Below are 11,748 nucleotides of genomic sequence, written 5' to 3' on the forward strand. Positions count from 1 at the left end.
CCCATGGGGGTCAGGTGTCTCAAGTCATTGAGGGCAATTCGCAATGATAAGCTAACAGATGCGCATAAAAACTTAGCCCGTGGTGAGATTTCAATGACCCAACCTGATCAAACGCCCTACTTATTGAGAGCCGCCAAGGGCGAAATCTTGGATCGCCCACCAGTCTGGATGATGCGTCAGGCGGGTCGATACATGAAGATATATCGCGATCTCCGAGAGAAGTATCCATCCTTCCGAGAGCGCTCTGAGAATCCCGACCTTGCCATTGAGATTTCGCTACAGCCCTGGCGCGCATTTCGCCCCGATGGCGTCATTATGTTTTCAGACATTTTGACCCCGCTGCCAGGTATGGGCATTCCCTTTGACATTGTGGAAAGCAAGGGGCCGATGATTGAGCCCGCCATTCGTACCCAGGCTCAAATTGATGCCCTGCGCCCCCTCAATCCGGAAGAGGATTTACCGTTTATCAAAACGATTTTGACCACGCTTCGTAATGAAGTGGGCAACGCTTCTACGGTCCTGGGATTTGTGGGCTCTCCTTGGACACTAGCAGCCTATGCCATTGAGGGGAAAAGCTCTAAGAACTACTCCGTAATTAAAGGAATGGCATTCTCTGAGCCCAAAATGCTGCACCAGTTACTGAGCCACATAGCCGACGGGATTGCCGCCTATGTGCGCTATCAGATTGACTGCGGTGCTCAGATTGTCCAGCTGTTTGACTCCTGGGCGGGTCAGCTCAGCCCCGAGGACTACCGCACGTTTGCGCTTCCCTATCAGCAGCAGGTGGTACGTCAGGTCAAAGAAACTCACCCTGACACCCCTCTAATTCTCTACATTAGCGGCAGTGCAGGCGTTCTAGAGATCATGGGCGAATCGGGCGTTGACATCATCAGCGTTGACTGGACAGTCGATATGGCCGATGCCCGCCGTCGCCTCGGTCCCGACATGATCGTTCAGGGTAATGTTGATCCCGGTGTGCTGTTTGGCTCAAAGGACTTTATTCGCGATCGCATTCTCGATACTGTGCGCAAAGCCGGTCGGGGTGGGCACATTTTGAACCTGGGCCATGGCATTCTCCCTGGCACCCCTGAAGAAAATGCGGCTCACTTCTTTGAGACCGCCAAGCAACTAGAGGAATTATTAGCGGTTCCTGCCTAGCCTAGAAGATTCCTACAGCCCATGCTCTTCATGGGCTGTCGATTTAGCTCCCCATCAATGCAACCAGTCAATGCAATCAGTAAGGCGTCACACCAGCTGTCATAACTGTTGTACAAGGTAATAGTATGAATACTTAGAACATTGCGCTTGATTAAACCGTGAGTCAACTGGCACATTCCCTTCAATCGCCACCACCGCAGAGAATTTTTATTACCGGTGCCAGCGGCTGTATCGGCCATTATATTCTTGAAAACCTGCTGAGCAATAGCAATCACGAACTATTTTTGCTGCTTCGCAATCCCGATAAGCTGCTGCTGGACATCAGCCAACAACAACGGGTCCACATCCTCCAAGGCGATATCCGCGAAGTCGATCAGTTTTCAGATTTACTAGGCACCATGGATAGCGCCATCCTCATCGCCACATCATGGGGTGGAGCACCCGCCATTTACGACATTAACGTCACTGCCAACTTAAAGCTCATGGAGCTGTTAGATCCCGATCGGCTCCAGCAAGTTCTTTACTTTTCAACAGCGAGCATTTTAGACCGCCAAAATACCCCCCTCAGAGAAGCGGGGCAAGTTTCATTTGACTATATTCGCAGTAAATATCAATGCCACCAAAAGTTAAAGACCCTGGCTATTTACCCAAAAATCACCACCCTCTTCCCCACCCTCGTATTTGGCGGTGACACCAACAAACCCTATTCTCATATATCTAGCGGTCTGACAGAGGTGACCAAGTGGATTGACCTGATTCGCTTTTTTAGCGCTGACGGCACCCTACACTTTATCCATGCCCAGGACATTGCCACAGTTGTCGGTCACTTAATCGATCATCCTCCTCAAATAAACGAATCAAGAGAGCTGGTCCTAGGTAATTCTGCCCTTGCTGTTGATGATGCCGTAACCGCTGTCAGTCAATATCTTGGCCGCTCTATTTATTTCCGAATTCCCCTATCTCAAGGTCTAATTGACTTTTTTATTAAGCTCTTCAATGTACGTATGGCAGACTGGGATCGCTTTTGTTTAAAGTATCGTCATTTTACTTATCAAAATCCCCTGACCCCTTCTAGCTTTGGCATAGACACTTACTGCGCCACCGTTGCCGAGCTGTTTCAGGCTAGCGGCATTGAATCAAAGCAGAGAAAAACACGCTAAACTATGTAGCGCGGTAAAAGCCAATAGCCTGATGCTATCCGGGTACATCTTGTGACCCAGCATTTACTGCCCCAGTTCAAGAATGATTGTGTGAGAAGTGGGACTTCAAGGCCCACTTTTTATTTTGGTTAATTTGTATAAGTGTCCATGGCCCATCCCGTTATCCCACAGGTGATTGAAATAGCCACCCCCATTGCCACTGACCTAGGGTTAGCGGTGGTTGGCGCGGTTTTTCAAACCAACCAGAGTCCTCCTGTTTTGCGTGTTGATGTGCGTAATCTTGCCGAAACGGATACCAGCCTAAATGACTGTGAACGCATGAGTATCGCCCTGGGCGAGGGCCTAGAAGCAGCTCAGGTCCTACCTGATGCCTATGTGCTTGAAGTCTCTAGCCCTGGGGTTTCGAACCAGCTTGAAACCGACCGTGACTTTGTCGTTTTTAAGGGATTTGCCATCGAAGTCACGTTGCACACCCCCCATAAGGGCAAAAAAATATGGATAGGCACCCTGCTAGAGCGCACAGAACACAAGCTAGCCATTAGCCAACGAGGCCGCCGCATTTCCCTACCCAACGAGTTAATAGAGTCGGTACTGCTAAGTAATCAAGTTGAAGCCTAGATCCCGATCAGCCCAGCCGCCCACAGTCAGCCGCCGCTAGAACATTAGCCGTTAGGATATCAGGCCTTACATCTGCACCATTATTACTTTTATTAGCCCTGCAAGCCTATTTGCTTAAGGAGGAGAGAGCCCATGTCAATGGTAAGTCTGCCTAGCTTACAAGAAATGATCGAAGGTATTAGCCGTGAGCGCAACCTCCCACGTTCGGCCGTTGAACAAGCCCTACGGGAGGCTCTTCTCAAAGGTTATGAACGCTACCGTCGAACTCGCCGGATGGATAGCAATCAGTTTGACGAAGATTATTTTGAAAATTTCTCTATTGAGCTGGATCCAGAAGAAGAAGGCTTCAGGGTCCTATCTAGCAAAATGATTGTCGAAGCCGTTGACAATCCTGACCACCAAATTTCTTTAGCTGAAGTAGTCGAAGTCGCACCAGAGGCCCAAATAGGCGACGAAGTAGTCCTAGATGTTACCCCTGAGCAGCGCGACTTTGGCCGGATGGCAGCCATTCAGACCAAGCAGGTTTTGGCCCAAAAACTACGCGATCAGCAACGGCGCTTGATTCAAGAAGAGTTTCAAGATCTTGAAGGAACTATCTTGCAAGCGCGCGTCCTGCGGTTTGAGCGACAGTCTGTGATTATGGCAGTCAGTAGCGGCGTTGGCCAACCCGATGTCGAAGCTGAATTACTCAAACGTGATCAGCTGCCCAATGACAACTATCGGGCCAACGCCACATTTCGAGTGGCGCTTAAAAAAGTCTCTGAGGGCTCTCATCGAGGGCCTCAACTACTCGTTTCCCGTGCAGATGCCAGCTTAGTCGTCGAATTATTTTCTAACGAAGTCCCCGAAATCGAAGACGAGGTGGTACGCATCGTTGCCGTTGCTCGGGAGGCTAATCCCCCCTCTCGGTCGGTGGGTCCAAGAACCAAAATTGCGGTTGATACCTTAGAAAGGGAAGTTGATCCCGTCGGTGCCTGTATTGGTGCACGGGGATCTCGCATTCAGGTAGTTGTCAACGAGCTGCGGGGTGAAAAAATCGATGTAATCCGCTGGTCACCGGACCCCGCCACCTATATTGCCAATGCATTGAGCCCTGCCCGCGTGGACGAGGTGCGACTGATGAATCCAGAAGATCGTCAGGCCCATGTTCTAGTCCCAGAAGATCAGCTCAGCCTAGCGATTGGCAAAGAGGGTCAAAATGTACGCCTAGCGGCGCGTCTCACCGGATGGAAAATTGATATTAAAGACTCAGCTAAATATAACTACGACGCTGAAGATGAGAAAGTCAGGGCTCAACTAGAGGTTAAACGCCAACAAGAGGAAGCGGAAGCTGCCGCCCGCGCCGCCCAAATGGAAGCCATCAAAGCAGCGAATCTCGCTGCTGCCGCTGCTGCTGAGGAAGCAGAAGAAACTAGCGTGGACGATGCCGATGAATCACCAGAGGCCATCGAAGAGACCTCGTCCGAAGAAACTGCGCCCACTGAAGACACTCCTGCTTACGACGAGGAAGACGCCCCTGCTTACGAAGAGGAATAGGAAAAATCATTATTATGCAGCGCAACTATCGCCGCTGTGTGAGCTGCCGTCGGGTGGCTCACCGAGATGATTTGTTGAGAGTCGTTCGAACTTATCCGACAGGAGCGGTGCAATGTCATTACGGCATGGGCCGCTCAGCCTATCTCTGCCCTCAGGTAGAATGCTTGAGCGTGGCCCACAAAAAAAATCGACTTGGGCGTGCGCTCAAAGCCATGGTCCCAGATGCCGTGTACCAGAATTTATATCAAGTCATTGCATCAGCTGATTGATGTAACTGCAAATTGCGACCTTTTCCTAGGTCATCTCAATCGTTTTTTGAGCTGATGCTAAGGTAATATTTAAGACCTGTGCTAATTTTCAGTCGAAAAATACTGAGCTTGCCAGAATACTATTGAACAAAGATGGAACGAATATCTATATTGATCGATGTACACTATGGCCACATTTGTACCGACAGTCGATAGAATTTAGATATTGCCCATATGCCCAAGGGTAAGATGTATTGTCGTTTCGATAAGGGCAGTAAGTCTATGTGACACCTTACTTCAACAATTTGCGAGGAATATTTGGATGAACAATGGCAAAGTCAGGATATATGAGTTATCTCGGGAGTTAGATTTAGACAATAAAGATATTCTGACCATCTGTGAACGTTTAGACATTGCAGTAAAAAGTCACAGCAGCACTATCACTGAATCAGATGCGGGACGGATTCGTGCGGCTGCGGCAGGAGAACCTAAGCGTTCCTTAAATAAACCAACACCCAAACCAAAGCAAAAACCCACGCTGTCAAAGCCGAAAGCACCTAATCGACCGGTGCGAAAGCAGCAAATTTTAGAAATTCGTCGCCATCAGCCATCGGAAGCTCGGCCACCAGCAAAACAACCTAAGGCTCAAACAAGCTCTACACCAGAGTCTTCGGAAAATTTACGACAGCCTCCCAGTCGTCCAGGGCGCCCTAAGCCAGCGATCCGGCCACCTCAAAAGCCTGTTTCTCGTCCGGCAGCGGCTGCGGCTGGTGCAGACGACTCCTCTAATGAGGAAACTACGGCTCCTGGACCACAAATCATTCAGCCCAGGTTGGTATCTCCTCCATCTCGACCTCAGGCTCCACGACCAAAATCCGCATCGCGCAGTGAGTCGGGCTCGGATGACTTCACTAGAGAGTCCGGATCTGCTAAGCCAAAGCCGACTTTACTCAAAGAAAAGCCTAGCTTAAAGCCTAAGCCCGTCATTGAGATTCGGCGACCGAAGCCAAGCTCGCCGGGAGGTGAGTCTAATGACGAAGACGTTACAGCTACTGAAGACAACGATACGCCTACACTAGCCGCAGCGCCTCGACGTCCCGACTTGCGGCGTCCTTCAGCACCACCACGTCCACCTAAACGGGGTAAAGGCCGCAACGACAACAGCGAAGAAGAGGAAATGCGGCAACGGGCCAGTAAAAATGCGACGAAGAAACGTCGTGCTCAGCGTTTAGATGACGATGAGGATATCGACGAGCTTGCGTCTGGTGTGTCGGGTTCCTCTGGTGCTACGCCCATTAGTATCTCGCTGATGCGGCCACCCAAGCCTAAATCTCGACAGTCTCCTGCCAAGCCTGCTGCTGTAAAAAGCCGCTCTATGCCGAGTCGTGGAGGATCGTCGCGCAGCAATAATCGTCGCGATCGCAAAGTCGAGGTTGTCGCAGAAAAGCCCGAACTGATTGTTCTCACCAACGGTTTAACCGTACATGAACTGGCTCAAGAAATTAAAGAACCTGAAACTGAAGTCATTAAGTTTCTATTCTTTAAGGGCATTGCCACTAACATCAACCAAACTTTGGACATTCCCACTGCCAAGATGGTGGCCGAAGCGTTTGAGATTGAAGTGGAAACGGCTGAAGCTGAGTCAGAAGCCAAGAAAGTAACTGAGATGCTCGACGAGGCTGACTTAGAAAGCCTGAAGCCTCGTCCCCCTGTGGTTACCATCATGGGGCACGTTGACCACGGTAAAACGTCGCTATTGGATGCCATTCGTGAAGCCAAGGTTGCCAGCGGTGAGGCGGGTGGTATCACCCAGCATATTGGTGCCTATCACGTTGATGTTCAGCACGACGGTAGAGATCGGCAGGTCGTGTTCTTAGACACTCCAGGTCACGAAGCCTTTACAGCCATGCGGGCTCGAGGAACTCGCGTAACTGATATCGCTGTGCTCGTCGTCGCTGCCGATGACGGTGTTCGCCCTCAGACCATCGAAGCCATCAGCCATGCAAAGGCTGCTCAGGTGCCCATTGTGACAGCCATCAATAAAATTGATAAGGAAACAGCCAGCGCCGATCGAGTCAAGCAAGAGTTAATGGAGCATGGCCTAGTTCCTGAGGAATGGGGTGGAGACAGCATCATGGTACCTGTAAGTGCCATCACTGGCGAAAATCTCGACCTGCTGCTAGAAATGCTCCTCTTGCAGGCAGAAGTTGAAGATCTCCATGCCAATCCTGACAGACTTGCCAAAGGTACCGTCATTGAAGCTAACTTGGACAAGGCTCGAGGACCAGTAGCCACACTCCTTGTACAAAATGGCACCCTAAAGATTGGGGATTCCATGGTGGTAGGCTCTGTCTTTGGTAAAGTGCGAGCCATGCTCGATGATCGTCTCAATCGGGTAGAGGCAGCCTCACCGTCCTTTGCTGTCGAGGTTTTGGGGCTTAATGATGTCCCCCAAGCTGGTGACGAGTTTGAAGTCTTCCCATCAGAAAAAGAAGCCCGCAGTGTTGCCGATAGCCGAGCTATTGATCAGCGTCAGTCACGTCTACAGCAAGCGATGGCATCCCGCCGCGTCACCCTCAATACGCTGTCTGCACAGGCCCAAGAAGGTGAGCTTAAGGAACTCAACATCCTGCTAAAAGCGGATGTTCAAGGTTCATTAGAAGCGATACTGGCATCCCTGCAGCAACTCCCCCAGGACGAAGTACAAATTCGTGTGCTCATGGCTGCTCCAGGAGAAATTAGTGAAACTGACGTGGATCTCGCAGCCGCTAGTGGAGCCGTCATCATTGGCTTTAATACCACTCTAGCGCCTGGTGCTCAACAGGCTTCTGATCGTCTAGGTGTGGATATTCGTGACTATGACATCATCTATAAGCTTCTTGAGGATATTGAAGGGGCGATGGAAGGTCTACTCGAACCGGAGCTAGTCGCAGAAGAGCTAGGTGAAGTGGAAGTTCGTGCCGTATTCCCGGTCCGCAAGGGGTCTGTAGCTGGCTGCTATGTGCTATCTGGAAAAGTCACGCGCAACTGCAAAATCCGAGTCATGCGAGGTGGTTCTCAAGTGTACGAAGGCAATCTCGATTCACTCAAGCGTATGCGTGATGATGTGAAGGAAGTAGCCTCTGGCTTCGAATGCGGTATCGGTGTCGATAAGTTTAACAACTGGCAAGAGGAAGATCGGATCGAAGCCTTTAAGCTGGTAACGAAGCGACGGACTCTAGCTGGACGTTCCTAGGTTGGAGCATCCAACATCAGGTTCATCAACTAATCAATAGAAACGTAAGTCCTTGCTGACGATCACATGATCTTTGGCAAGGGCTTATGTTTTCAACATATACAACAGGTACGATACGATACAAACCGTGACCATAGGCACAGCATGTCTTGTGTAGCTGCGTTATCGTATAGAAAGATAAATGCGGGTAAACCTATGGCCAATACATCATCTACTGTATCCAGCTCTGAAAATACGAATGTATGGTTAAGCCTACAACGCGCTATCTGTGATAGCCCTGGGTTTCAACGGTGGAAATCTGAGCTGCCTAACAAGACCCTGGATACAACGCCCTTAGAACAGTTAGTCAGGCGATATTTGAGAGAAACCTTGGAAACTCTTGCCTACTAGCCAGATTTCACTACCACTTATACACAACCATATTGATGCCCCCTAGCGGCAAACGATACTAGGGGGCATCAATATGGTTGCTTTAGCTATCAGTTTAAACTTAAAAGGGCACCTATCCGAAGATAGGTGCCCTTAAGACTAAGCTAGGTCACAAAACCAAGGCAACTAGGCGTTGATCTGAGGAGCAACCATTGCAACAGGTGCAGCTTCACCAGCAGCCAAGTCTAGAGGGAAGTTGTGAGCGTTACGCTCGTGCATAACTTCCATACCCAGGTTGGCACGGTTGATCACGTCAGCCCAGGTGCTGACAACGCGACCCTGAGAGTCGATGATCGACTGGTTGAAGTTGAAACCGTTCAAGTTAAACGCCATGGTCGAAATACCCAGTGCAGTGAACCAGATACCGACGACAGGCCAAGCACCCAAGAAGAAGTGCAAGGAACGGCTGTTGTTGAAGGATGCATATTGGAAGATCAGACGACCAAAGTAGCCGTGGGCTGCAACGATGTTGTAAGTCTCTTCTTCCTGACCAAACTTGTAACCGTAGTTCTGAGACTCGACTTCAGTGGTCTCACGAACCAAGGAAGACGTAACCAGAGAACCGTGCATAGCGGAGAACAAAGAACCGCCGAAGACGCCAGCCACACCTAACATGTGGAAGGGGTGCATCAGGATGTTGTGCTCAGCTTGGAAAACAAGCATGAAGTTGAACGTACCGGAAATACCGAGAGGCATACCATCAGAGAACGAACCCTGACCGATGGGGTAGATCAAGAAGACTGCCGTTGCGGCTGCTACGGGAGCAGAGTAAGCAACACAGATCCAAGGACGCATACCCAAGCGGTAGGAAAGTTCCCACTCACGACCCATGTAGCAGAAAACGCCGATGAGGAAGTGGAAAATAACCAGCTGGTAAGGGCCACCGTTGTACAACCACTCATCAAGGGAAGCAGCTTCCCAGATGGGGTAGAAGTGTAGGCCGATAGCGTTAGAGGAAGGGATAACAGCACCAGAGATGATGTTGTTACCGAGAATCAAAGAACCAGCAACGGGCTCACGGATACCGTCGATGTCAACGGGAGGAGCGGCGATGAAGGCAATTACGAAGCAAGCAGTGGCAGCCAGCAGTGTGGGAATCATCAGAACGCCGAACCAGCCTACGTAGAGGCGGTTTTCGGTACTGGTGATCCACTCACAAAACTGATCCCACAGGTTAGCGCTAGAGCGCTGCTGTAGAGTAGTCGTCATGATTTATGAATCCTATGATTATTGTCAAGGTATGAAAGTAGGCTCGATGTCCTACCTGTATCTATATTAAAAGAAAAAACTACTTTTGTAAACTTTTTCATCTTCGTAGAATTTTTGCTTCGGCCCATTACAGCTGTCAGGCAAGCATTGACCGGTATTTATGCAGAGATAAAAAACCTTAAAATTAAATGGCCTAGAGCGTTTTTAGTCTCATATTCTGTAGCGCTAGCTCTGACCAATCCCACGGGATTATGGAAGACCTTAGAATAATTTCTTAAGCCCTGGCATTAGAAGTAGATACTTCTAATTTTGTAAATTTTTAGAAACATGTGGGATGGATGTGGCTCAACCGATTACTTATAGTCCGGCTTATACCCTCGTACCTACCTATGAATGCTTCAACCGCTGCAGCTACTGCAATTTTCGGGTCCAGCCTGGAACGGATTACTGGCTGACCTTAGAGCAAGCCAAACGTAAGCTCAATACGATCAAGGCCATAGAGGTGCTGATCCTAAGTGGGGAAGTCCATCCCCAAAGCCCACGACGCCCCCACTGGCTGCAGCGGATTTATGAGCTTTGCCAACTGGCAATTGCAGATGGGTTTTTACCCCATACCAATGCTGGGCCTCTCAGTTTTGAAGAAATGCAGCAGCTCAGAGAGGTGAATGTGTCCATGGGGTTGATGCTTGAGCAGCTGACGCCTTCACTATTAGATAGTGTCCATCGCCATGCACCTAGCAAATATCCCAAGATTCGGCTGCAACAGTTACATTGGGCGGGGCAGTTACAGATTCCATTTACGACGGGCCTACTTCTAGGCATTGGCGAAACTGAAGCAGATTGGGAAGAAACATTGGTTGAGATCGCAACCCTACACCAACAATATGGCCATATTCAAGAAGTCATCCTTCAACCCCATCAGCCTGGAGAGCATCAGTCCTTCACAGGGAGAGCCTGTGACGATGCCACGTTACTCAAGGCTGTGGGTTTGGCTCGCCGCATATTACCCACCGATATCATTATCCAAATCCCACCTAATCTGGTGCAGTCTTCCGAGATGCTGATAGCCTGCCTCGATGCTGGGGCTCGAGACTTGGGCGGCATCGGTCCTTTAGATGAAGTTAATCCCACCTATCCCCACCACACCCTAAAAACCTTGGCTAGCCTATTAGAGTCCCATAGCTATACCCTGACTCCCCGGCTACCTTTATATCCTCAATATGATGGTTGGCTCCCACCCACTCTGCAAAAAAAAGTCCAGCCGTGGCGAGCACGGCTGGCAGCAGTCGGTAAAAATGATTGAGGTCAGAAGCAGTTAGAAGCAATCCGACAAAAGGCTTTTAAATGCGCCCCCGCAACATCTGCGCCATTTCATTCTGGCGGGGCGACATTTCTAGCGCCGTTTCCTCAGTAATACGTCCTGACTCGTATAAGGAATAGAGCGACTGATTCATCGTACACATACCGTCAAAGGTACACTTCGGCAGTAGCGCTTCCACTTCATCCAGCTGCCCTCGCTGAATGTAGTCCTTAATGGCATCGGTATTGATCAGAATTTCATGGAATGCCGCCCGCTTTCCATCAGTGGTTCGGCATAGTCCCTGGGCGACAACAGCCACTAAAGACTCAGCAATCGAGATGCGCACTGCACTCTGCTGTTCAGGCTCATACATACCTAAAATACGCTCTACCGTCTTCACAGCACTATTGGTGTGCAGGGTACCAAACACAAGGTGACCGGTTTGTGCAGCTTTTAAGGCAATATCGACGGTTTCGCGATCGCGAATCTCACCAATCAAAATCACATCCGGATCTTCACGCAGAGATGCCTTGAGAGCGTTCTTAAACTCCAGAGTATGGATGCCGACCTCACGCTGTTTGATCAAAGACATGCGGCTACTATGAACAAATTCCACCGGGTCTTCGATGGTAATAATATTCTTCGGCATATCTGTATTGACATAGTCAATCATCGCCGCTAACGATGTGGACTTACCCGATCCCGTTGGTCCCGTTACCAGTACCAGCCCCTTGTGATAATGACAAATATCCTTGAGGACTACCGGCAAATTGAGCTGATCAATCGTCAGGATTTTGACTGGGATCAAACGCATGACCAAGGATGGACCCCGTAGCGTATTAAAGATATTGATCC

General features: G+C 49.7%; 10 protein-coding genes. 8 read left to right on the forward strand and 2 right to left on the reverse strand.

What is annotated here, in order from left to right; genetic code table 11:
* The first annotated feature begins 93 nt into the window (after positions 1-93).
* The 7 genes from hemE to IQ260_RS00835 all read left to right on the forward strand — a co-directional run bounded on the left by hemE (position 94) and on the right by IQ260_RS00835 (position 8,345).
* Complete coding sequence (hemE, locus tag IQ260_RS00805) at positions 94-1,158, forward strand: uroporphyrinogen decarboxylase (RefSeq protein WP_193989922.1); 1,065 nt, start codon at positions 94-96, stop codon at positions 1,156-1,158.
* A 158-nt stretch (positions 1,159-1,316) separates the two neighbouring features.
* Positions 1,317-2,318 (forward strand): NAD-dependent epimerase/dehydratase family protein, encoded by a 1,002-nt coding sequence (locus IQ260_RS00810; protein ID WP_193989924.1) that lies wholly within the window; start codon positions 1,317-1,319, stop codon positions 2,316-2,318.
* Positions 2,319-2,465: 147 nt separating this feature from the next.
* Complete coding sequence (gene rimP / locus IQ260_RS00815) at positions 2,466-2,936, forward strand: ribosome maturation factor RimP (RefSeq protein WP_193989926.1); 471 nt, start codon at positions 2,466-2,468, stop codon at positions 2,934-2,936.
* A 132-nt stretch (positions 2,937-3,068) separates the two neighbouring features.
* Positions 3,069-4,472, forward strand: a complete 1,404-nt coding sequence (gene nusA, locus IQ260_RS00820) for a transcription termination factor NusA (RefSeq protein ID WP_193989928.1) — start codon at positions 3,069-3,071, stop codon at positions 4,470-4,472.
* Between the two features lie 14 nt (positions 4,473-4,486).
* A complete protein-coding gene (locus tag IQ260_RS00825) occupies positions 4,487-4,741 on the forward strand; it encodes a YlxR family protein (RefSeq protein ID WP_193989930.1) in 255 nt (84 codons plus the stop codon).
* Positions 4,742-5,042: 301 nt separating this feature from the next.
* The gene (gene infB / locus IQ260_RS00830) at positions 5,043-7,955 is read left to right on the forward strand and encodes a translation initiation factor IF-2 (RefSeq protein ID WP_193989932.1); all 2,913 of its coding nucleotides are present in this window, start codon (positions 5,043-5,045) and stop codon (positions 7,953-7,955) included.
* Between the two features lie 195 nt (positions 7,956-8,150).
* Positions 8,151-8,345: a hypothetical protein gene (locus IQ260_RS00835; RefSeq protein WP_193989934.1), complete on the forward strand. Its 195-nt coding sequence runs from the start codon at positions 8,151-8,153 to the stop codon at positions 8,343-8,345.
* Positions 8,346-8,510: 165 nt separating this feature from the next.
* Here the strand turns inward: IQ260_RS00835 and psbA are convergent, their stop codons facing one another.
* A complete protein-coding gene (psbA, locus tag IQ260_RS00840; RefSeq protein ID WP_193989937.1) occupies positions 8,511-9,593 on the reverse strand; it encodes a photosystem II q(b) protein in 1,083 nt (360 codons plus the stop codon).
* A gap of 334 nt (positions 9,594-9,927) precedes the next feature.
* Here psbA and cofG point away from each other — a divergent pair, with 334 nt between their 5' ends.
* Positions 9,928-10,896 carry a 7,8-didemethyl-8-hydroxy-5-deazariboflavin synthase subunit CofG gene (cofG, locus tag IQ260_RS00845; RefSeq protein ID WP_228015322.1) on the forward strand — a complete coding sequence of 323 codons (969 nt, stop codon included), beginning with the start codon at positions 9,928-9,930 and terminating at the stop codon, positions 10,894-10,896.
* Positions 10,897-10,933: 37 nt separating this feature from the next.
* On the opposite strand, the gene IQ260_RS00850 is transcribed toward cofG, so the two are convergent.
* Positions 10,934-11,748: type IV pilus twitching motility protein PilT (locus IQ260_RS00850; RefSeq protein ID WP_193989939.1), on the reverse strand; the 815-nt coding region annotated here is incomplete at its 5' end.

It is taken from the genome of Leptolyngbya cf. ectocarpi LEGE 11479, assembly GCF_015207065.1.
Classification (GTDB): domain Bacteria; phylum Cyanobacteriota; class Cyanobacteriia; order Phormidesmidales; family Phormidesmidaceae; genus Leptothoe; species Leptothoe ectocarpi.